Here is a 20,413-nt window from a genome sequence, read left to right as displayed (position 1 = left end):
CCCCGGGGGGTCCCGGCCGACGCGAGCGGCCACGGCCACCGGATTCTCCGGGGCCCCTGGACCGCGGCCGGGACTAGCATCACGCGCTTGTGAGCCGACTCGTGGAGACCGTGGTGCCCGCCCGCCTGGGCGTCGGGTTCCGCTGGCTCCTCGCGTCGTCGTGGGTCAGCAACCTGGGCGACGGGATCGCGATCGCCGCCGGCCCGCTCCTCGTCGCCTCGCTCACTCAGGACGCGCGCCTCGTCGCCCTCGCCGCGACCCTGCAGTGGTTGCCGCCGCTCCTGTTCGGACTGTTCGCGGGCGCGCTGGCCGACCGGCTCGACCGTCGGCTCATCGTCGTCACCGTCGACGTGCTGCGGGCCGTGGTGCTCGCCGTCCTCGCGGTGACCGTCGCGACCGGCCACGTCTCGATCGTCCTCGTGCTCGCGACCCTCTTCGTGCTCGGCACCGCCGAGGTGTTCGCGGACAACTCCTCGCAGACGCTGCTGCCGATGCTCGTGCGGCGTGAGGACCTCGCGGTCGCCAACGCGCGGCTGCAGACGGGATTCATCACCGTCAACCAGCTCGCGGGCCCGCCGATCGGCGCCGCGCTGTTCGCCCTCGGGACCGTCTGGCCGTTCGCGACCCAGGGCGTCGTCGTCGGGCTCGGGGCGGTGCTCGTCGCCCGCATCGGCCTGCCGCGGCACCGGCGCGAGCATGCCGAGCGCACGCACATCCGGCACGACATCGCCGAGGGCTTCCGCTGGGTGCGGCACCACGCGGCCGTGCGCACCCTCGTCCTGACCATCTTCACGTTCAACATCACGTTCGGGGCCGCGTGGTCGGTGCTCGTGCTCTACGCGACCCGACGCCTGGGGATGGGCGAGATCGGCTACGGGCTCCTGACGACCGTCAGCGCCGTCGGCGGCCTCGTGGGCACTGCCGCCTACGGGTGGATCACCCGCCGCGTGACCCTCGGCAACCTCATGCGCATCGGCCTCGTCATCGAGACGTTCACGCACCTCGGTCTCGCCCTGACCACGCGGCCGTGGGTCGCGATGGCCATCTTCTTCGTCTTCGGGGCGCACGCGTTCGTGTGGGGCACGACGTCGATCACCGTGCGCCAGCGCGCGGTCCCCGCACCGCTCCAAGGGCGGGTCGGCAGCGTGAACATGGTCGGTGTGTTCGGCGGGCTCGTCGTCGGCTCCGGTGTCGGCGGGGTGCTCGCCGAGCGCTGGGGTGTGACCGCGCCCTTCTGGTTCGCGTTCGTCGGGTCCGCCGTGTTCGTCGTGCTGATCTGGCGGCAGCTGCGGCACATCGCGCACGCCGATGAGGACCCTGCGGACGGTGACACCCTCGCCGAGGACGACGGATCAGGCGACGAGGGGCCGGACGACGACGGCCCCGCGTCCGACGCCGCCGCCCGAGGTGCGCGCCCGCAGGAGGGTCCGTAGCGTCGTCGCTACCCGCACCCGAGGAGCCCGCATGAACGACTACGAGGACGACGACGCGTACACGACCCACCCCGAGCCCACCCGGGTCGTGATGTTCCTGGTGTGCCTCGCGGCCCTGCTCGCGGGCTTCTGGCTCATGGGCTCCGGGGTGACCAACGGCAACGGCCTCGTCTTCGCCGGCGGCCTCCTGGTCAGCGGCATCGCGTTCGGGATCCCCATGCGTGACACGGCCCGCTGACCCGGCCCGACCCGGCCCGCTGACCCGGCCCGACCCGGCCCGCTGACCCGGCCCGACCCGGCCCGCTGACCCGCCCGACCCGGCCCGCTGACCCGGCCCGACCCGGCCCGCTGACCCGACCCGGCCCGCTGACCCGGCCCGCCTGAGCGCCCACCTCAGGGCTCGTCTGAGCGCGAACCCGCACATCTGCACCGAGGTCGCACTGGCGCGAGTGCGACCTCGGTGCGGGTGTGCGATCTCGCGGGGCGGTGCGGCGGCCCTGTGACGGATGACGCAGAAGCGCCGGCGCCCGGCCGCACGCACAGGGCCTAACGTCGGGGTGTGCTCGACGTGCTCGCCTCCTCCCCGCTCCTCACCCTGTTCCTCGTCGTCGCGCTCGGGACCCTGCTCGGCGCCGTGCCCTTCGGGCCCATCCGCTTCGGCGCGGCCGGCGCGCTCTTCGTTGGCCTCGCGCTGGGGGCCGCCGACGCGCGGCTCGGCGAGAACCTCGGGCTCGTCCAGACGCTCGGCCTCGCGCTCTTCGTGTACACGGTGGGGCTCGCGGCCGGCAGCACGTTCTTCCGTGACCTGCGCCGCCAGCTGCCCCTCATGGGTGTGGGCGTCGCGGCGCTCGCGGTCGCCGGTGCGTCGGCCGCGGTCCTCGGCGCCGTCGGCGGCCTGTCGGGCGCGCTCCGGGCCGGCGCCTACACGGGCGCGCTCACCTCCACGCCCGCCCTGGCGGCCGCGACCGCCGCGACCGGGACCGACGAGCCCGCCGTCGGCTACTCGCTCGCCTACCCCGTGGGCGTGACGATCGCGATCGTGCTCGTCGCCCTCACGGTGAGCCGCACCTGGCCGGCGCGACGGGACCCGGAGCCCGCGGCCGGCGTCGGGCTCGAGGCCGTGACCGCCGAGGTCGAGCGGCCCACGCGGCTCGACGACGTCCCTGGCTTCGCCGTCGGCGGTGTCCGCATGTCCTACCTCGCGCGGGACGGCCGGATGCGCGTGGTGGGGCCCGACGAGGAGCTGCGGCCCGGGGACCAGGTCGTCGTGGTCGGGCCACGCACGGCGGTCGACGACGCCGTCGCGCACCTCGGGCATCGCGTGGAGGAGCACCTGGCCGACGACCGGACGGTCGTCGAGACGCAGCGGTTCGTCGTGTCGGACCGCCGTGTCGCCGGGCGCACCGTCGCGGAGCTCGACGTCCCCGGCAGGTTCGACGGCGTGGTCACGCGCGTGCGCCGCGGCGACCTCGACCTCCTCGCCCGCGACGACCTCACGCTCGAGCTCGGGGACCGCGTCCTCGCCGTCGTGCCCCGTGAGCACCTCGACGAGGCGCGCGCGCTGTTCGGCGACTCCGAGCGGCGCGTGTCCGAGATCGACGCGGTGACGGTCGGGCTCGGGCTCGCGCTCGGGCTCCTGGCGGGCCTGGTGAGCATCCCGCTCCCGGGCGGTGGCTCGTTCGCGCTGGGTGCCGCGGCCGGGCCCCTCGTCGTCGGCATGGTCCTGGGACGTGCCGAGCGCACGGGGCGGCTCGTGTGGGGCATGCCGCAGGCCGCCAACCTGACGATCCGGCAGCTCGGGCTCCTGCTGTTCCTCGCCGCGGTCGGCCTGGCGTCGGGGCAGGCGTTCGCGGCGGAGGCGCTGACGGCCACGGGCCTGCGGGTCGTGCTCGTCGCGGCGGTCGTTGTGGGGGTCACGTGCGGCCTGTTCCTCGTGGGAGCGCGGGTGGTCGGCGTCAGCGCACCGCGGGCGGCGGGGGCGCTCGCGGGCCTGATCGGCCAGCCCGCGATCCTCGCGTATGCGAGCAGCCGGGTCGTCGACGAGCGTGTCGAGGCGGGCTACGCCGCGCTGTTCGCGCTCGGGATCATCGTCAAGATCCTGCTGGTGCAGGTGCTCGTCACGCTCTGAAGGCGAGGGCGAGGGCGAGGGCGAGGGCGAGGGCGAGGGCGAGGTCGTGCGGCGTGCCGCGGCGACGTCAGGGGAGCGCCGCGAAGAGCGCCGGCACCGCCTCGGTCACCGCCGGGGTGAGGTCCTCGAACGCCTCGACCTCGACGCGTCGGTTGCGGCCGGAGCCGACGGCGCGCCAGGCACCGACCACGACCCCGCGGTCGACGACCGTGTGCCGGAACACCCCGTTCCGTCCGGGGACGATGAGGTCGGCGTAGGGCGCCGGGACCGTTGCCGTCCGGTCGGCGTAGCCCAGCACCATCTCGTCGAAGCCGGGCAGCAGGAGCGTGGCCTCGGCGGCGGCGCGGTGCTTCTCGAGCAACGCCGGGATCGTGCGATCGAGGTAGTACGTCACGCCGTCGACCTCGAGCGTCGCGAGCTTGTCGAGAGCGAGCGCCAACCCGGCGCGGGCGTCTTTGGCCGTGAGGCCCGTCCAGCGGACCAGGTCTGGCACGGTCGCCGGGCCGTGGCCCAGGAAGTAGCGCAGCGCGAGCTCACGCAGCGCCTCCTCACGCGTGGGCGTGCGGGGCGCGGGCACCCATTCCTCGACGAGCACGATGAGCTGCTCGCCGTCCCGGGTCGGGCCGAAGCACACGAGGCCCGCGTGGCCGAGGGTGGAGAGCAGGTGGTAGCCGCGGCCCCCGGACGTCTCGAGCCCGGCGTCCGCCCACGCCGCCATGAGCTCCGCCCGTGCCAGGCGGCCGCCCCCGCGCAGGGCCGCGACGGTCGCGTCGTTCGCGCGCGCCACGTGCGACGCGTCCAGGTCGAGCTGGGGTCGCCGCTTCGCCTGCGCGGCCATGGGCCGCACGTTCATCAGCTCCGCCATCCACGGGAGGTCCTCGGCGAGCACCGCGTGCAGCGTCCCGCGCTGCGTCCAGGAGCGGACGACGGTGCCGGCGTCGTACTCCGCCACCACTGCGGACCGGGGCACCCCGGCCCGCAGCGCGATCGAGAGCTGGGCGCCCGCCTCGTCCTGCGCCTGGACCGCGGTGAGGCGCGCGACGACCTCCCGCGGGGTCTCGCGCCGCCCGACGACCCCCTGCGCGACCAGGCGCAGCAGGGAGATCTCGCGCTGCGCGTCGGGGACGGTCGTCGTCGGCATGGCTCGACGGTGCCAGACGGCACCGACACCGCGCACCACCGAGCTCGTCATCCGGCGTCCTGCGCGTCATCCGGCGTCCGGGCCGTCGCGGCGCGTCCCGACCGGCTCCTGGCTGCGCGCCTCCCGGCGTCGGCGCCACAGCGGCTCGAGCGAGGCGACCTCCTCGTCCGTGGCGGTGCCGAACGGCGGGTCGACGGGGGACTCCGGGCCGCGCCGCTCCTGACCGCGCGTCGCCCACAGGCTTGCGCCGACGGAGCCGGCGAGGAGCGTCACGATCACGGCGAGGGAGATCGTGGTGGGCACGTAGAGGACGTCGACCTTGAGCAGCATCTTGATGCCGACCCAGATGAGCACGAGCGCCAGGCCGATCTTGAGGTACACGAACCGGTGGATGAGGTCGGCGAGCAGGAAGTACATGGCGCGCAGGCCCAGGATCGCGAAGGCGTTGGCCGTGAACACGAGGAACGTCTCGTCCGTGACGGCGAAGATCGCCGGGATCGAGTCGACCGCGAAGACGATGTCGGTGACCTCGATGAGGACGAGGACGGCGAGGAGGGGCGTGGCCAGCACGACGCCGCCCTTCCGGATGAGCATGTGCTGCCCGTGGTAGGCGTCGGTCATCGGCACGTACCGGCGGAACAGGCGGAGCGTGCGCGAGGCCTCGGGGTCCAGGTGCTCGTTGCGGCGCCGCAGCATGCTGATGCCGGTGTAGACGAGGAACGCCGCGAACAGGTAGAGCACCCAGGAGAAGCTGGCGATGAGGACGGAGCCGGCTGCGATGAAGGCGCCGCGGAACACGAGCGCGCCCAGCACGCCGAGGAACAGGACGCGGTGCTGGAAGGCCGGCGGGACCGCGAAGTGGCTGAAGATGATCGCCCAGACGAACACGTTGTCCACGGCCAGCGACTTCTCGATCAGGTAGCCCGCGAAGTACTGCTGGCCGAGGTCCGCGCCGTACACCTGCCAGATGAGCGCCCCGAAGGCGACGCCGAACGTGACCCACAGCACCGACCACCCGGCGGCCTCGCGCACGCCGATCACGTGCGCGCGCCGGTGGGCGAGGAGGTCGAGCGCGAGCATGAGGAGGATGACGCCCAGGACGGCGAGCCAGCCCCACAGGGGGACGTTCATCGGGCCGCCCCCTCACGCGCGGTCCGCGTGCGGGGCGCAGGGGCGGCCGGCGGGGGCGACGGCCGCGGTGCACGACGCCGCACGCGTGCGGCAGGGGGGAGCGGGGGTCGACGCAGGTCGAGCGGTGCTGGTGCCACGAGTGAGGGTCCTTCGGCGAGGAGCGACGAGGTCTCCCTCGAGCCGTCGGACGGCTCCGCCGCGCCGGGCCCCGCTGGGGAGGCCGTACTGACGACGCGGCGAGGTGAGGTACTCCCCTCAACGTGCGAAGCCAGATTAGCGAACCACAGTTCGCATGTCTACCGGCGGGGCACCAGCACCGCGAGCAGCTCGTCGAGCTGGTGCCCAGCCTCGAGCGGGTGCCTGAACGGCCGGTCACGCGCCACCGTGTACGTGTTCCGGCGCCCCTCACGGGCCCGGCTCACGTACCCCGCGTCGACGAGGTCCGCGACGATCTTCTGCGCCGCGCGCTCCGTGATGCCGACCTGCTCGGCCACGTCACGCAGCCGCACGTGCGGGTCGCGGCCGATCGCCACCAGCACGTGCGCGTGGTTCGTCAGGAACGTCCAGCCGCGGCTGGCGTCGGGCTGCTCGACGACGTCGGAGGTCATGGTCGCCATTGTCGGGACTGTACCTGCGGTGCGCTCAGGGGTGGGCCGGGGTGCGCAGCCCCGCCACGACCATGTGGACGAGCAGGGCGTACGACTCGTCGAGCCGCTCGGGCCGCTGGAACGCGCGCTCGGCCTCCAGGAGCGCGAACCCGTGCACGGCCGCGCGCACGCAGCGGGCGGCGTGGACCGCGTCGGCGTCCTCCAGGCCGTACGCGCGCAGCGCGGCGAGCAGCACGCCGACGACGCGCTCGCCGGCCTCCGCGACGGCCGGCTCGGGCGCCTGGACGAGCGCCGTGTAGCGGCGTGGGTGCTCGACGACGTACGCGCGCCACGCCGCCATGAGCGCACGGATCGCGTCGTCGGCCGAGCGTCCCAGCACGGCCTCCCCGATGCGCTCGGCGAGCTCGTCCATGATCCGCACGGACACGAGCGCACGGACCTCGGCGAGGCTGCGCACGTGCTTGTAGAGCGACGGCGTCGCCACGCCCGCGCGGGTCGCCACCGCCGCGAGGGTCAGCGCGGCCGGGCCCTCCTCGTCGACCAGGCGCATCGCGACGTCGACCACCGCGTCCGTCGAGAGCGCAGCCCTAGGCACGGGCGGTCTCCTCGAGGAACGCGAGGACGTGGGCGGCCACCTCGGTGGGGCGCTGGGCGTGCGGGTAGTGGCCGGCGCCCTCGATCACCTCGACGCGGCCGACGCCCGCCGGCATCGCGGCGACGACTCCCTCACCCTCGGCGCGCGGGTCCACCCAGTCGGGGTCCAGCGAACCCTCCAGGACGAGCACGGGGCTGCGGACGTCGCCCAGGTGGGCGCCCGCGTCGGTGGGCGCCGACATGCCCATGCGGCCGACGACGGCCATCCGCCCCGGTCGTCGCAGGTCCGCGTCGAGCGCGGCGAGGTGCTCGTCGAAGCCGGGCTGCCTCGCACCCGGGTAGGCGTGCTCGAGGTACCGCGTCCACAGCCCCACGCTGCGGAACGTGCCGGCCCCGAGGAGCAGCAGCATGCCCCTGCGGTAGCGCGCGTGCGTCAGGAGGCCGCGCAGGTCGGGCTTCTGGGCGCGCGTGAACGGGGCGATCTCGACCACCGCGCGCACCAGCTCGGGCGCCTGGGCGGCCGCGATCGTCACGGAGCCGCCGGTGAACGAGTGCCCGACGAGCACGGCTGGGCCGCCGAGGTGCCGCACGACGGCGAGCAGGTCGGCGGCCGAGTCGGTGCGCGTGTAGGACGGCCAGCCGGTGCTCGACTCGCCGTGGCCGCGCTGGTCGACGCTCGCGACCCGGTACCCGCCCTCCGCCAGCAGCCCGGCCAGCTCCCGGTACACCCCACGGTTGTCGCCCATGCCGTGGGCGAGCACCACCAGGGGGCCGTCGCCGACGACGTCGTAGGCGAGCCGCCCCCCGTCGACCTCAAGGAACGTCGTCACGCGAGCCTCCTGGGCTAGTAGCAATAGCGATGAGGCTAATGCCAATAGCCTGACGCGTCAACGGCCGGGTGGAATGCCGCGGGGGGCCGTGGGGTTGGTCGTGGCGTGAGCGAATCCCTGCGCGTCGACATCTGGTCCGACATCGCCTGCCCGTGGTGCTTCATCGGCAAGCGGAAGTTCGAGGAGGGCCTGCGGCGCTACGCGGCGGCGGACGACGCCCTGCCCGTCGACGTCGAGTACCACTCGTTCGAGCTCGCCCCCGACACGCCCGTGGACTTCGAGGGCAGCGAGGTCGACTTCCTCGCCGGGCACAAGGGGCTCCCCGCCGACCAGGTCGGCCAGATGCTCGAGCGCGTCACCGCGATCGCGCAGAGCGTGGGCCTGGCGTACGACTTCGACGCGCTGCGCCACACCAAGACCCTCAAGGCCCACCAGGTGCTGCACCTCGCCAAGGCGCACGGGCTCCAGCTGGACATGGCCGAGCGCCTCTTCCACGCGTACTTCGAGGAGGGGCGCCACGTCGGGCACGACGCCGACCTGGCCGACCTCGCCGCCGACGTCGGCCTCGACCGCGAGGAGGTGCTCGCCGCCCTGCGTGCGGGGACGTACGCGGACGCCGTCGACGCCGACCTCGAGCAGGCCCGCGCGTACGGCATCAACGGCGTGCCGTTCTACGTCATCGACGGTCGCTACGGGGTCTCCGGAGCGCAGGACCCGACGGTGTTCGAGCAGGGCCTGCGCCAGGCCGCGGGCGACCGGGTGGGCGCATGACCGGGCCGGTCGGGACGACCGCGCTCCACGGGACGACGGCCGGGGTGGCCGACGCCGGGGCGTCGAGCAACACGGGCGCCGTGCCGGCCCCTCTCACGCTCGTCCCCCTGGGCGACCCCTCGGCGGCCGCGTGCGAGGGAGATGCGTGCGCCCTGCCGGCCTGACCGGACCCGTACGACACGCGACCCAGGCCTGACCGCCCCGCACCGCGCGAGGTCGCACGTTCGCACCGAGGTCGTACTCGCGCATGTGCGGGCTCGCTGCAGATGTGCGACCTCGGCGTCGGGGGGCGGGGGCGGGGGGTGTCAGAAGGTTGCGGGGGCGCGGGTGACGGTGCGGGCCGTGGCGAGCGCGTCGCGGACGCAGCGGACGTACACGGCGGAGACCTCGGCGGGGAGCATCCCCGCGGCGAGCACCCCGGCGGTGTCCTTGTCCTCGTGCGCGCGGACGGCCGCGAGGACCGCACCGAGCGGACCGGCCTCGGAGCGGACGGCCTCGGCGACGGCGGCGGAGACACCGACCTTGTCGAGGATCACGTCCGCGGGCACCCCGAGCTGGTGGGCCAGGGCCGAGAGCATGCCGACCGTGTAGCCGGTGGAGTCGTCGGCGAGCGCCTCGCACGTGAGGGACCTTGCGAGGATGAACCACAGGCTGTCCATGGCGTCCGGGCGGGCGTCGAGCATGAGCGCCGCCACGAGCGTGATGACCTCGCGCACGCCGAGCAGCACGACGGCCTGGTGCACGGTGTCGACCTCGCGGGCGAGCCCGAACGCTCCGCTGTTGACCAGGTGCAGCACGCGCAGCGTCAGGACGGGGTCGGTGTCGACCACCTGGGCGACCTCGGAGAAGTCGACGTCCGGCTGCGCGAGCAGGTGCATGAGCGCGAGGCACTGGAGCTCGCCGGCACGGAGCACCCGGGAGCCGCCCGCGGGCACCTGGCCGTCGGGTGCCTCGACGCGCGCGCCGTAGCCGCCGCGCAGCCCGTCGACGCCCGCGGCCCGGCACTCGTCCTGAAGGCGCGGGTCGCGCACGTCGGCCGCGAGGACCCGGGCGCCGGCGGCGTGCACGTGGTGCACGAGCGCGGACAGCGGCAGGCCAGGGGGCGCGGGGTCGATGACGACGAAGCCGAGGTGGGGGAGCAGGCCCTCCTGCTCGGCACCCCCGCGGTAGTCGAGGAGCGCGAGCTCCATGCCGAGCGCACGGAGCGCCGCGGCGCGCTGGACGGCGTCGGGCGTGTGCTCGAACCCGAGGGGCAGCTCGAGGACGAGGCGGCCGGGCACGACGGGCGCGGGCACGAACCCGTCGAGCATGCGCTGGGTCGCGGGCAGGAACGCGTAGCGGTCGGCGACGAGGTTGGGCAGGTCGAGAGCCATGTAGTGCGCGTGCAGCAGGTCCGCGGGCGCCGGTGCGGCCGCGGGGTGCGCGGCGTCGTGCCGGCCGGGCGTGGCGGCCTGGATGCTGACGGAGATGCAGTACCCGACGACGTGGCCGTCGAGCGTCGTCACGGGGTCCCGGTGCACGGTCGCACCCGGGAGGGCGACGGGTCCCGTGGTCGAACCTGTGGGGGCGACGTGCGCGGCGGCGGGTGCCACGGGCGCGACGGGCGCGGCGGGAGCCGGCGCGGGCGCGGCGGGCACGGGCGCCACGGCCACGGGCGCGGCAGGCACACCCTGCGGCGCCGCGACGGCGGCGGGGTCAGCGGGCGGCGGGACGGTGGGCACAGTCGGCACGGTCGCTCCTCGGCCTGGTCGTTGTCGTCGAACCATCGGCGGAACGGCGCCCCGCATGACCGTTTCGGCACGCGGGAACGCGTGGACGGGCGAGTTCACCCGCGCCGGGCCGCCGGCTGCGGCTCAGGCCGCGGAGCCCTCGGCGGACAGGGGTGCGCGCAGCGGCCACTCGTCGCCGTCGAGCACGACCTGAACGGCGCGCCCGGAGGCGGGGTCGACGACGACGGGTGCGAGCAGGTTCGCCGTCGGCGGGCGGCCGTCCTGGCCGGGGTGCACGACGACGAGGAGCACGGTGTCCGCGCCGTCGGCGACCTCGAGGTCCGCGCGGACGCTCGGGTCCAGGTGCGGCTCGTAGTCGGGGAAGTAGATGCGCGGCGGCACGAGGAAGAGCCGCGTCTCGGGCTCGTCGACGGCGCGCAGGGCGAACAGCAGACCGAGCTCGTCGAGCGCGGTGAGGGTGAAGCGGCGCAGGTCCCGCAGGCCCGGGGGCGGGCTGAGGAACTCGAGGACGTCGTGGACGTCGTGGGTCTCGGCCGGCCCGTCGGCCACCATCACGCTCATCGGAGGAAGTCCATCAGGGTCGGCTGCAGGACACGTGCGGTGGCTCCGAGGGCGCCCTTGTAGGCGACCTCCTGGGCCTGGATCTCGACGATGATCGCGGCGAGGTCGATGTCCTCGACCGCGGAGAGCTGCGTCTTGAGGGCGAGCACGTCGCTCGAGAGGTTGGACTTCGCGGTCGCGATCTGGTTGTACCGGGTGCCGACGGAGGCGGCTTCGCCGAGCATCGCGTCGCGACGCGCGTCGATCGTGTCGAGGTGGACGCTGACGTCGGTGCCGGCGCGCAGGTCCGCGGCGATCGTGTCGATGAGCGCGAACACCGAGGTGGCGCCGTCGCCGAACGCGGCCTTGCCGTCGGCGTCGACGCGGACCGTGGTGTCCTGGGCGAGGCGACGCTCGACGCTCCCGTTGGCCGAGCCCGTCCACGTGTACTGCGCGGGGACGGCGGGGACCACGGGCGGGCCGGGCTGCTCGGGCACGGCGGGGGTCACGGTGTAGGCGACCCCGGCGTTCGACGTGCCGGCGAAGACGGAGCGGCCGAGCAGGTCGGTGTTCGCCTGGTCGAGCAGCGCGTCACGCAGGCCGTCGAGCTCCTTGGCGATCGCCTCGCGGGCGGCCGGGCCCATGGCGCCGGAGTTGGCACCCTGGACGGTGAGGTTGCGGGCCTTGAGCAGCAGCGCCGTCGACGACGACAGCGCCGTGTCGATCGTGTTGAGCCACGTCGCACCGTTGTCCGCGTTGCGCGTGAACTGCTCCGCGGCGCGCTTCTCGGTGCGCAGGGCCATCGCCTGGGCGGTGCCGGCGGGGTCGTCGGACGGCTTGGTGATGATCTTGCCGCCGGACATCCGCGACTGCAGGTCGGCCATCTTGCTGAGGTTGAGCTGCAGGTTGGCCAGGGTCGAGCGCTGGACCGTCTGGTGGGTCACGCGGTTGATCACGGGTTACCTCCCCACCACGCCGGTGCGGTTGATGAGCACGTCGAGCATCTCGTCGATGGCGGTCAGGACACGTGCTGCGCCCTCGTAGGCCCGCTGGTAGGCGAGCATGTTCACCGACTCCTCATCCAGATCGACACTCGCCTGGGAGAGTTGAAGGTTCTCGGCGGTCGCCCGGGCGACCTCGGTGACCTTGGCGCGCTGGGTCGCGGCCTGCGTCTGGACGCCGAGGTCGACGACGAAGCTGCGCCACACGGAGTCCGGTCCGCCGGCCTTGCTGACGATCTGGGACACCTTGTCGGCGATGGACCCGTCGAGGGTTCCCTTGGTGCCGTCCGCGGCGGCCACCTGGGCCGGGTCGCTGATGGTCGAGAGCCGCAGCGCCTTGGGCAGGCTCGCGTCCGGGTTGACGACGAAGAAGTCGACACCCGTGGCCCCGGTGAGGGTCGTCCCGGTCTGGTGGACCGCGTTGACGGACGTCTCGAGGGACGTCGCGAGGTCGTTGAAGGAGTCGGCCGCGCTCATGAGCGAGCCCGTGGGGCTGAGGACCGAGATGTGGCTCGCGAGCGTGCCGCCCTGGAGCGACAGCGGCGTGGGCGGGGTCGTGCCCCAGGAGAGCGACACGGGCACCGAGGGCGTCGCGACGAGCTCGGCCATCGAGCTGGGGCCGGAGAGCTGGACCGCGGTCGCCTTGACGCCGCGGACGAGCGCGTTGCCGGCCACCATGACGTCGATCGTCCCGTCCTCACGCTCACGGGCGGAGGCGCCGACGAGCGAGGAGAGCTGGGTCACGAGGAGGCTGCGCTGGTCCACGAGCTCGTTGGCCGAGCCGCCGGAGACCTGGATCGCGCGGATCTGCTCGTTGAGGTCGGCGACGGCCGTCGCGGTCGTGTTGACCTGCGTGACGATCGACTGGGCCTCGGTGCGGGCCTGCGCCCACTGCGTCTCGACGCCCCGGTAGCCGCTCGCGATCTGGCTGATGAGCGCCTTGGCGTTGCCGATGAGGGTCTGCCGCGCGGCCGGGTCGTCGGGGTCGTTGCCGACGTCCTGCCAGCCGGACCAGAAGGTCTGGAGCTGCGCGGTGATCCCGGTGTCGGAGGGCTCGGTGACGAGCGTCTCGAGCCGGTCGAGCGACTTGGCCTGCGCGGCCTGGAAGGACGCCGCGGACGTCTCGGTGCGCAGGCGCGCGTCGAGGAACACGTCGCCCATGCGCGTGATGCCGCTGACCCGGACGCCGTTGCCGGCGCCGTTCGCCGCGGAGAACATCGACGGCGTCGTGAGCGCCTGGACCGACGTCATGTCGGCGCGCTGGCGGGTGTAGCCGGCGGTCTTGGCGTTCGCGACGTTCTGGCCGGAGACCTCGAGGGCCTGGCGCTGCGCGATGAGGGACGACAGGGCGCCGCTCAGTCCGGAGAAGGTGCTCATGCGTCCCTCACAGGGCCTGGTCGAGGAGCATGCTGCCCGACGCCGACGCGGCACCGCCGCGCGGGTCGTACGTCTGCACGCTCTCCTGCAGGCTCATGAGGGTCTCCTGGGTGGCCCGGTGCGAGGTCGCGAGCAGGTCGCGGTTGCTCTCGGCGAGGCCGTTGATCTGGTCGGTGAGGGAGACGAACGCCGCGTGGTGCTCGGTGAGCAGCTCGTCCCAGGGTGCGGGCGCGTGCTTCGCGAGCTCGAGGAGGCTGGCGCCGCTGGAGATCCGGAGCTCACGGGCGGCCTCGTCGGCCTCCATGGAGCGGCCCAGCTCGGCGCCGCGGATCTGGTCGAGGACGGTCTCGACCTCACGCGTCGCGTGGCCGAGCCACTGGGTGCGTCCGCTGGAGAGGATCAGCTGCTCCTCCTCCAGCTTGAAGAGCAGGAGCTCGAGGAGCTGGCGTTCGTGCCAGAGCACCCCGGAGAGCTCGTTCAAACCCATCGTGACGTCCCCTTGGGTCTAGGTATCTGCGTTCGCGCGTTCCAGCCCAGCCCATCGGCAGGCGCCTCGTCATTGTGACCGATCCCTGGCACGAAGTTCCGGGGAGGCCCCTGACCTGCGGCTTCTTGATCTGAATGTGACGTAGATCACAGGAGGATGTCCGAGTTGGCACGTGTTCACCGGATGTGAATCGGACGCAACTGCGCAACTCGTACCGCCGGGAGGGGCCCGCCGTGCAGCGACGCGCCGGTACCACATCCTTTCACCCGCTCGGCCCGCTCAAGTCATCCGCCACGGGCTCCGAAAGCCCTTCTTGTGACCGCAACAGAGCACTCCACGAACGCGCTGGTCGTCGAGCACCTCCCGCTCGTCGGCTACCACGTCAACGCGATGCTGTCCCGCGTGCCGTCCTACGTCTCGCGCTCCGACCTGGCCTCCGCCGGGTCGCTCGCGCTCGTCAAGGCGGCCCGGGCGTACGACGCCGAGACGGGCGTCCCGTTCGCCCGCTACGCGTCGCTGCGCATCAAGGGTGCTCTCATCGACGAGCTCCGCGGCATGGACTGGGTCTCCCGCGGCGCCCGCCGCCGGGCCCGCCAGCTGACCGAGGTCGCCGACGAGCTGACCGGCGCCCTGGGCCGCGTGCCCTCGCGCAGCGAGCTCGCCGAGGCCACGGGCATGGGTGTCGACGAGATCGACGCCGCCCGCGGCGACGCCGACGTGCGCGTCCTGTCCATCGAGGCCTTCGACGGCTCGATCGCCGACACCGTGGTCTCCGCGGGCATGGGCCCGGAGGAGAGCCTCCTCGTGGGCGAGCGCCTGCAGTACCTGCGCGCCGGCGTCGAGAGCCTGCCCGAGCGCATGCGCCACGTCGTCGAGCAGCTCTTCTTCCACGACCGTCCGGTCGTCGAGCTCGCCGCCGAGATGGGCGTCACCCAGTCCCGCATCAGCCAGCTCCGCACCGAGGCCCTCGGCCTCCTGCGCGACGGCATGAACGCGAGCCTCGACCCCGAGCTCGTGCAGACCGCCGACCGCCCCGACGGTGTCGCCGAGCGTCGCCGCCGCGCCTACTTCGCCAGCGTCGCGGCACGCGCCGCGGCCGGCGCCCACGCGAGCACGGCAGCGGCCGTCCCGCAGCAGCGGCCGGGGACGCACGACGACGCCGAGCTGGTCGGCGGCGGCCTCGAGTGGGCGGTCTGACCCCTCACCGCTCGACCCGTCCTGCCGATGTGACCCGCGTGCGCGCGTCTGCGCGCCCGGGTAACGAGGGGGATCCATGTCGACCAGGCGCACGCCGACCGTCGCCGCCGTCCTGATCGTCAAGGACGAGGAGGCCGTCCTCGCGCAGTGCCTCGCGTCCGTGCAGTGGGCCGACGAGGTCGTGGTCTACGACACCGGCTCCACGGACACCACGCGCGACGTCGCGCGGCAGTTCACGGACCGCGTCGTCGAGGGCTACTGGGACGACGACTTCGGGGCCGCGCGCAACCGTGCGCTCGAGCACGTGACGGCGGACTGGGTGCTGTCCATCGACGCCGACGAGGTGTTCGAGGGCGTACCCGCGCAGCTCCGCAAGAACCTGGGCCGCGACGGCGCGACGGCGCACTCCGTCATCCAGCACAACGTCGACGAGGCCGCGACGCTCCCGCTCGCTCCGCCGACCCGTTCGGTCAGCGCGCGCGTCTCGGTGCACCGTGTCTTCCGGCGCGACGTCCACGTGTGGACCGGGAGCCTGCACGAGCAGCTCACCCGGCGCGTCGACGCACCCGTGCCGGCGCACCTCGTCCCCCTGCCCGACGTCGTGCTGCGCCACACCGGCTACGCCACCGAGGTGCGCCAGGGGAAGGCCAAGGGGGAGCGCAACGTCGCCCTCGCCGAGGCGGAGATCGAGGCGGGCCGACGCGCGGGCGTGCCCGCGGAGGAGCTCGAGAGCTCACGGATCCAGCTCGCCCGGTCGCTCGCCGCCGCGGGCCGCTTCGTGGAGGCCGCCGCCCTCGGCGAAGAGCTGCGCTCCGCGGGACTCAGCCTGCCGCGCCGGGCTCGCCTGCTCGCGACCTCGATGGTCGGGGTCACGCACCTCCTCGGCGACGCCGAGGCGACGGACCGCTGGCTCGACCTGTGGGAGCAGTCGGACGACAACCCGGCGTTCGCCCGTGCCGCGCGTGCGCGGGTCGCCGCCGAGCGGGGTCAGGCCGACGTCGCGCTCGCCGCGCTCGAGGCCATGCCCACCACGACGCTCAACGGAGAGGGCGAGCGGCTCGACCGGATCAGCTACGTGCGGATCGAGGTCTGGGCCCTCGCGACGCTCGGCCGCGGCCGGCAGGCTACCCAGGTCGCGGTCGCCGCCGCCCGCAAGGGCGTCGCGCCCGGCGCACCCGGCGGCCTGGTGAGCCTGCTCGGGCGCGAGCGCACGACGCGCGTGATCGAGGTGCTCGGCGACGCGCTGTGGCGCGAGTACGTGACCGCGTGCCTCATGGAGCCCGACGCCGACGCGCGCACCTTCCTGCGGTGGATGCACGACGCGCGGCCCGGCGACCCGACCGTGCTCGGTGCCGTCGCGACCGCAGCGCTCGCCTTCCCGCTCGAGGAGGCCGCAGCCTGGGCGATCGAGCTCCGCAGGTACGGGGCGGCCGAGCAGTGCCCGCTCGTGCGGATCGCCCTCGACGAGCGCGTCGACGCGCGGGGCCGGGCGCTCGCGGGCGCGCTGGCGTTCAGCGTCTACGGCGACGAGCGTGCGCTCGCGGGCCTCGAGGCCGCGCTCGCCCTCGTCCCGGCCGCCGAGGAGGCCGCGCTGCTCGCCGAGCTCGACGTGCTCGCCCCCGGCCTCGTGACGCCCGCGGCCGACGGCTGACGGACGTCGCAAGAAAGTTCTCCGGAAAACGCTCAAGGTCCGGGGGCGCCGACCGATCAGACAAGTGCTCGCCCATGGAGGGGCGGCAGTTCCGACCCGAATCAAGGAGGAGTTCCCCATGGGTCTCTCGATCAACACCAACATCGCGGCGATGAACTCGTACCGCAACCTGTCCAACACGCAGAACGACCTCAACTCCTCGCTGGAGAAGCTGTCGTCCGGTCTGCGGATCAACCGTGCGGCGGACGACGCGGCCGGTCTGGCCATCTCCGAGGGCCTCCGCGCCCAGATCGGTGGCACCAAGCAGGCTGTCCGCAACGCCCAGGACGGCATCAGCGTCGTCCAGACCGCTGAAGGCGCGCTGACCGAGACGCACTCGATCCTCCAGCGCATGCGCACCCTGGCCGTCCAGGCGTCCAACGAGGGCAGTCTCTCCTCCGAGGCGAAGACGAACATCCAGGACGAGATGGACCAGCTCAAGACCGAGCTGACCCGCATCGCCGACACCACGCAGTTCAACGGCGCGAAGCTGCTCGACGGCAACTACAGCGGCACGTTCCAGGTCGGGGCCAACACCTCCGCCCAGGACAAGATCACGGTCGACCTCAACAGCACGGGTGCGATGAGCGCCTCGGGCCTCGGGATCTCCGGTGTCGACGTGACCACCACGGCCAGCAACGCCATGAAGGTCTCGGACGTCACGATCACCAACGCGTCGACCACGGCCGTCGGCACCATCGCGACCGAGACGGCGTTCGCCGACCTCGCCACCGCGGCGAACTTCGAGAAGCTCAACGGCACCGTCACCATCGGCTCCAAGAGCTTCGACTTCTCCTCGGTGACCTACACGGCCGGTGAGGACGCCGCGGCTCGCGGCACCAAGCTGACCACGGCGATCGACGCCGCGCTCGGCACCGGCTCGGCCGCCATCGCGACCGGCGTGCTGACGATCTCGGGCCCGGCGTTCTCGGGCACCGACACGATCGAGCAGCTCGCTGCGAAGACGCCCACGTTCGCCGCTGCCAGCGGCGCCACCGAGGCGATCGACCTCATCGACGACGCGATCACCGAGGTCTCCTCGGTTCGTTCGCAGCTCGGTGCTGTGCAGAACCGCTTCGACCACACCATCAACAACCTCAACGTCGCCGTGGAGAACCTGTCCGCGTCGGAGAGCCGGATCCGTGACACGGACATGGCCGAGGAGATGGTGTCGTTCACCCGCGCGCAGATCCTGTCCCAGGCCGGCACCGCGATGCTCGCCCAGGCCAAGTCGCTGCCGCAGAGCGTGCTCCAGCTCCTCCAGTGAGCCTGGGGTCGCCCTCGAGGTGACCGCCGCTTGACCTGCAGCACCCGTATCACCAGCAGCACCGGTATCACCAGCAGTACCCGCAACATCCGACCGGCGGTGGGTGGACGACCGTCCGCCCACCGCCGGTTCGGCATTCCCGACTCTGGAGGACACCCATGGCGAGCTCGTTCGCGATCTCGGGCGCCGTCAGCGGCTTCGACTCGACCGGCATGATCAAGGCCCTGATGCAGGTCGAGGCGATCCCGCAGGCGCAGCTCGTCAACAAGAAGGCGAACGCGTCCTCGCTCGTCACGGCCCTCCAGTCCCTGAACACGAAGGCCGCGTCGCTCCTGACCGCCGCCCAGACCGCCGCGAAGACCGAGTCCTGGAAGACCGTGACCGCGACCTCGAGCGCCACGTCGGTCACCACGACGGTCGGCTCGACGGCCCAGCCCTCCTCGGTGACCTTCGACATCGAGAACCTCGCGGCCTCGCAGTCCTCGCTCGTGACGCTCCCGAGCAGCTTCACCTCCACGACCCCGTCGTTCACGCTGACGCACGGGACCGGCCCGGACGCGACGACGGTCACCGTCACCGCCGCGAGCACGTCGGCCGCCGACGTCGCGGCCGCGTTCAACAAGGCCGACACGGGCGTCACGGCCGCCGTCGTGAACCTCGGCACCACGGCCGTCCCCGACTACCGCATCCAGCTCACGGGCACCAAGACGGGCGCCGCCGCCACGTTCTCGGTCGCGTCGAACGACTCGGCCGACCAGCCCGGTGTCGCACAGATCCGCGCGGCCGTGGACGCGTCGATCACGCTCTGGGCCGGTACGCCCGCGGAGCAGGCCGTCACGTCCGCGACCAACACCTTCTCGGGTCTGCTCGGCGGGGTCGACGTGACCCTCAGCAAGGCCGAGACGGACCCCGTCACGCTCACGGTCGCACCCAGCACCGCCGCGCAGACCACGCTTGCCTCGAGCCTCGTGACGAACCTCAACACGGTGCTCAGCGAGATCGCGTCCCGCACCAAGACGTCCACGAGCACCGCAGAGGACGGCGGCACGATCGTCACGGGCGGGCTCTTCGCGGGGAACAGCACGACGCGCGGGCTCCAGCAGAACCTGCTCGCGGTCGCGTCCCAGCCGGTCGACGGCACGTCGCCGTCGGACATCGGCCTCGTGCTCAACCGTGACGGCACCTTCACGTTCGACTCGGCGAAGTACACGGCCGCCCTTGCCGCGGACCCCGCCAAGGTCGAGAAGATCGTCAGCACCGTCGCCTCACGCGTCGCCGAGGTCGCGAAGTCCGCGTCCGACAAGGACAAGGGCTCGATCACCGCGCAGGTGAACAGCCACCAGGGCATCGTCAAGGACCTCGCGGACCGGATCGCCGACTGGGACGACCGGCTCGCGATGCGCCAGGCGACGCTCGAGCGCACGTACACGGCGATGGAGGTCGCGCTCAGCACGCTCACCTCGCAGCAGGCGTGGCTCTCCGCTCAGATCGAGCAGCTCAACGCCAACTCGGGCTCATGACCACGCACCGACCGAACCTCACCTGGGGAACGCGATGAACTACTCCGCAGTGCGCACGCGGTACCTCGACGACACGGTCGCGACCGCGAGCCCCGCCAAGCTCCTCACGATGCTCTACGACCGCCTCGTGCTCGACCTCAAGCGTGCCGAGGACGCCCAGCGTGCCGGCGACCGCGCCGGTGCGGGAGCCCAGCTCACGCACGCGCAGGACATCGTCTCCGAGCTCCTCGAGACCCTCGACGTCGACGCGTGGGACGGCGCCAAGCAGCTCATGAGCGTCTACACGTTCCTCCTCACGGAGCTCGTCGGTGCGAACGTCGCCGGCGACGCCGACCGCACCGCGTCCTGCCGCGAGCTCGTCGAGCCGCTGCGCGACGCGTGGCACGAGGCCGCCGCGACCGTGTCCGGAGCGGCGACGCTCGAGCCCGTCACGACCGCCGGTGCGGCGACGACGCCGCGCTCCCTCGGCGTCCTCGGCGTGGGCTAGACCGTGGCTGCCGTCACGGCGTCGTCGTCGACCACGTGGGGGAGCGCGTGGGAGGCAGCTCTCACCGCCCTCGAGCTCGACGTCGAGGCCGCCGAGCGCATGCTCGCGCTCGACCACATCGCTGACACCCCGCCGCGCGACCCGTGGGCCCCGCCCGTCGGCCTGGGCCCGCTGCCCGCCGCGCTCGGCGACCGGGCGCTCGCGCTGCTCGACCGCCAGATCGAGGTGGGCCGCCGCATGGCGGAGGCCGCCGACCTGAGCCGCCGGCACGGCCGCGCCGCGCAGGCGCTGCGCTCCGGGGCGCCGTCCGTCCCCGTGTACGTCGACCTGCCTGCCTGACCCGGCACACGGTCGCTCACCCGTACGGGTGACTTCCGTCCCGGCGAAGATCACCGGGCCCGGAATCCCTCACACGCCCAGGGCCCCGGCCGATGGGCACGCCGAGCAGGGATCGCTCACCCCGAAGGCCATGGATCGGCCG

21 protein-coding genes are annotated in these 20,413 nt (G+C 73.3%); 11 read left to right on the top strand and 10 right to left on the bottom strand.

The window, feature by feature from the left end; translation table 11 throughout:
• Nucleotides 1-89: 89 nt before the first annotated feature.
• The 3 genes from FZ988_RS07445 to FZ988_RS07435 all read left to right on the top strand — a co-directional run bounded on the left by FZ988_RS07445 (nucleotide 90) and on the right by FZ988_RS07435 (nucleotide 3,561).
• Nucleotides 90-1,433, top strand: a complete 1,344-nt coding sequence (locus FZ988_RS07445) for an MFS transporter (protein ID WP_149203382.1) — start codon at nucleotides 90-92, stop codon at nucleotides 1,431-1,433.
• Nucleotides 1,434-1,464: 31 nt separating this feature from the next.
• Nucleotides 1,465-1,671: a hypothetical protein gene (locus tag FZ988_RS07440; protein WP_149203381.1), complete on the top strand. Its 207-nt coding sequence runs from the start codon at nucleotides 1,465-1,467 to the stop codon at nucleotides 1,669-1,671.
• Nucleotides 1,672-1,992: 321 nt separating this feature from the next.
• Nucleotides 1,993-3,561 carry an aspartate:alanine exchanger family transporter gene (locus FZ988_RS07435; protein ID WP_149203380.1) on the top strand — a complete coding sequence of 523 codons (1,569 nt, stop codon included), beginning with the start codon at nucleotides 1,993-1,995 and terminating at the stop codon, nucleotides 3,559-3,561.
• Between the two features lie 67 nt (nucleotides 3,562-3,628).
• Here FZ988_RS07435 and FZ988_RS07430 read toward each other — a convergent pair whose 3' ends face one another.
• The 5 genes from FZ988_RS07430 to FZ988_RS07410 form a co-directional block, all read right to left on the bottom strand.
• Nucleotides 3,629-4,702, bottom strand: a complete 1,074-nt coding sequence (locus FZ988_RS07430) for a winged helix DNA-binding domain-containing protein (RefSeq protein WP_149203379.1) — start codon at nucleotides 4,700-4,702, stop codon at nucleotides 3,629-3,631.
• A 66-nt stretch (nucleotides 4,703-4,768) separates the two neighbouring features.
• Nucleotides 4,769-5,833 carry a TerC family protein gene (locus tag FZ988_RS07425; protein ID WP_149203378.1) on the bottom strand — a complete coding sequence of 355 codons (1,065 nt, stop codon included), beginning with the start codon at nucleotides 5,831-5,833 and terminating at the stop codon, nucleotides 4,769-4,771.
• A 296-nt stretch (nucleotides 5,834-6,129) separates the two neighbouring features.
• On the bottom strand, nucleotides 6,130-6,450 hold the full coding sequence (locus tag FZ988_RS07420; protein WP_149203377.1) for a helix-turn-helix transcriptional regulator: 321 nt from the start codon (nucleotides 6,448-6,450) through the stop codon (nucleotides 6,130-6,132).
• Nucleotides 6,451-6,475: 25 nt separating this feature from the next.
• Nucleotides 6,476-7,036, bottom strand: coding sequence for a TetR/AcrR family transcriptional regulator (locus tag FZ988_RS07415; RefSeq protein ID WP_149203376.1), 561 nt, complete (start codon nucleotides 7,034-7,036; stop codon nucleotides 6,476-6,478).
• Nucleotides 7,029-7,865: an alpha/beta fold hydrolase gene (locus FZ988_RS07410; protein ID WP_149203375.1), complete on the bottom strand. Its 837-nt coding sequence runs from the start codon at nucleotides 7,863-7,865 to the stop codon at nucleotides 7,029-7,031. Before FZ988_RS07410 ends, FZ988_RS07415 begins: the two co-directional genes overlap by 8 nt.
• 105 nt (nucleotides 7,866-7,970) lie before the next feature.
• On the opposite strand from FZ988_RS07410, the gene FZ988_RS07405 reads away from it, so the two are divergent.
• Entirely contained in the window at nucleotides 7,971-8,636 is a 666-nt protein-coding gene (locus FZ988_RS07405) for a DsbA family oxidoreductase (protein WP_149203374.1), read from the top strand.
• Complete coding sequence (locus FZ988_RS18475) at nucleotides 8,633-8,800, top strand: hypothetical protein (RefSeq protein WP_188079020.1); 168 nt, start codon at nucleotides 8,633-8,635, stop codon at nucleotides 8,798-8,800. The genes FZ988_RS07405 and FZ988_RS18475 overlap by 4 nt, the downstream gene beginning before the upstream one ends.
• A gap of 141 nt (nucleotides 8,801-8,941) precedes the next feature.
• Here the strand turns inward: FZ988_RS18475 and FZ988_RS07400 are convergent, their stop codons facing one another.
• The 5 genes from FZ988_RS07400 to flgN form a co-directional block, all read right to left on the bottom strand.
• Complete coding sequence (locus tag FZ988_RS07400; protein WP_149203373.1) at nucleotides 8,942-10,366, bottom strand: EAL and HDOD domain-containing protein; 1,425 nt, start codon at nucleotides 10,364-10,366, stop codon at nucleotides 8,942-8,944.
• A 123-nt stretch (nucleotides 10,367-10,489) separates the two neighbouring features.
• The gene (gene fliW, locus FZ988_RS07395; RefSeq protein ID WP_149203372.1) at nucleotides 10,490-10,927 is read right to left on the bottom strand and encodes a flagellar assembly protein FliW; all 438 of its coding nucleotides are present in this window, start codon (nucleotides 10,925-10,927) and stop codon (nucleotides 10,490-10,492) included.
• The gene (gene flgL, locus FZ988_RS07390; RefSeq protein WP_149203371.1) at nucleotides 10,924-11,862 is read right to left on the bottom strand and encodes a flagellar hook-associated protein FlgL; all 939 of its coding nucleotides are present in this window, start codon (nucleotides 11,860-11,862) and stop codon (nucleotides 10,924-10,926) included. Before flgL ends, fliW begins: the two co-directional genes overlap by 4 nt.
• Before the next feature lie 3 nt (nucleotides 11,863-11,865).
• A complete protein-coding gene (gene flgK / locus FZ988_RS07385; RefSeq protein ID WP_149203370.1) occupies nucleotides 11,866-13,284 on the bottom strand; it encodes a flagellar hook-associated protein FlgK in 1,419 nt (472 codons plus the stop codon).
• 7 nt (nucleotides 13,285-13,291) lie between these two features.
• Nucleotides 13,292-13,771, bottom strand: coding sequence for a flagellar export chaperone FlgN (flgN, locus tag FZ988_RS07380; RefSeq protein ID WP_149203369.1), 480 nt, complete (start codon nucleotides 13,769-13,771; stop codon nucleotides 13,292-13,294).
• A 315-nt stretch (nucleotides 13,772-14,086) separates the two neighbouring features.
• Between flgN and FZ988_RS07375 the strand changes: the two genes are divergently transcribed.
• From FZ988_RS07375 to FZ988_RS07350, 6 genes are all read left to right on the top strand, one after another.
• Nucleotides 14,087-14,968, top strand: coding sequence for a sigma-70 family RNA polymerase sigma factor (locus FZ988_RS07375; RefSeq protein ID WP_149203368.1), 882 nt, complete (start codon nucleotides 14,087-14,089; stop codon nucleotides 14,966-14,968).
• Between the two features lie 76 nt (nucleotides 14,969-15,044).
• The gene (locus tag FZ988_RS07370; RefSeq protein WP_149203367.1) at nucleotides 15,045-16,619 is read left to right on the top strand and encodes a glycosyltransferase family 2 protein; all 1,575 of its coding nucleotides are present in this window, start codon (nucleotides 15,045-15,047) and stop codon (nucleotides 16,617-16,619) included.
• A 118-nt stretch (nucleotides 16,620-16,737) separates the two neighbouring features.
• Nucleotides 16,738-17,925 (top strand): flagellin N-terminal helical domain-containing protein, encoded by a 1,188-nt coding sequence (locus FZ988_RS07365; RefSeq protein WP_149203366.1) that lies wholly within the window; start codon nucleotides 16,738-16,740, stop codon nucleotides 17,923-17,925.
• Nucleotides 17,926-18,083: 158 nt separating this feature from the next.
• Nucleotides 18,084-19,445, top strand: a complete 1,362-nt coding sequence (gene fliD, locus FZ988_RS07360) for a flagellar filament capping protein FliD (RefSeq protein ID WP_149203365.1) — start codon at nucleotides 18,084-18,086, stop codon at nucleotides 19,443-19,445.
• Between the two features lie 34 nt (nucleotides 19,446-19,479).
• Nucleotides 19,480-19,932, top strand: coding sequence for a flagellar export chaperone FliS (gene fliS, locus FZ988_RS07355; RefSeq protein WP_149203364.1), 453 nt, complete (start codon nucleotides 19,480-19,482; stop codon nucleotides 19,930-19,932).
• 3 nt (nucleotides 19,933-19,935) lie between these two features.
• Nucleotides 19,936-20,271, top strand: coding sequence for a hypothetical protein (locus tag FZ988_RS07350; protein WP_149203363.1), 336 nt, complete (start codon nucleotides 19,936-19,938; stop codon nucleotides 20,269-20,271).
• Nucleotides 20,272-20,413: the final 142 nt, after the last annotated feature.

The organism is Actinotalea subterranea (genome assembly GCF_008364845.1).
GTDB lineage: Bacteria > Actinomycetota > Actinomycetes > Actinomycetales > Cellulomonadaceae > Actinotalea > Actinotalea subterranea.
Note: the sequence above shows the minus strand (reverse complement) of the source record. Positions and strands in the feature narration are given on the sequence as shown.

What these genes read in the sequence shown, in the direction of transcription:
- flgK (WP_149203370.1), bottom strand. Translation starts at nt 13,284, where the DNA reads ATGAGCACCTTCTCCGGACTGAGCGGCGCCCTGTCGTCCCTCATCGCG.
- fliS (WP_149203364.1), top strand. Translation starts at nt 19,480, where the DNA reads ATGAACTACTCCGCAGTGCGCACGCGGTACCTCGACGACACGGTCGCG.
- FZ988_RS07440 (WP_149203381.1), top strand. Translation starts at nt 1,465, where the DNA reads ATGAACGACTACGAGGACGACGACGCGTACACGACCCACCCCGAGCCC.
- FZ988_RS18475 (WP_188079020.1), top strand. Translation starts at nt 8,633, where the DNA reads ATGACCGGGCCGGTCGGGACGACCGCGCTCCACGGGACGACGGCCGGG.
- FZ988_RS07365 (WP_149203366.1), top strand. Translation starts at nt 16,738, where the DNA reads ATGGGTCTCTCGATCAACACCAACATCGCGGCGATGAACTCGTACCGC.
- fliD (WP_149203365.1), top strand. Translation starts at nt 18,084, where the DNA reads ATGGCGAGCTCGTTCGCGATCTCGGGCGCCGTCAGCGGCTTCGACTCG.
- FZ988_RS07370 (WP_149203367.1), top strand. Translation starts at nt 15,045, where the DNA reads ATGTCGACCAGGCGCACGCCGACCGTCGCCGCCGTCCTGATCGTCAAG.
- FZ988_RS07425 (WP_149203378.1), bottom strand. Translation starts at nt 5,833, where the DNA reads ATGAACGTCCCCCTGTGGGGCTGGCTCGCCGTCCTGGGCGTCATCCTC.
- FZ988_RS07420 (WP_149203377.1), bottom strand. Translation starts at nt 6,450, where the DNA reads ATGGCGACCATGACCTCCGACGTCGTCGAGCAGCCCGACGCCAGCCGC.
- flgN (WP_149203369.1), bottom strand. Translation starts at nt 13,771, where the DNA reads ATGGGTTTGAACGAGCTCTCCGGGGTGCTCTGGCACGAACGCCAGCTC.
- FZ988_RS07430 (WP_149203379.1), bottom strand. Translation starts at nt 4,702, where the DNA reads ATGCCGACGACGACCGTCCCCGACGCGCAGCGCGAGATCTCCCTGCTG.
- fliW (WP_149203372.1), bottom strand. Translation starts at nt 10,927, where the DNA reads ATGAGCGTGATGGTGGCCGACGGGCCGGCCGAGACCCACGACGTCCAC.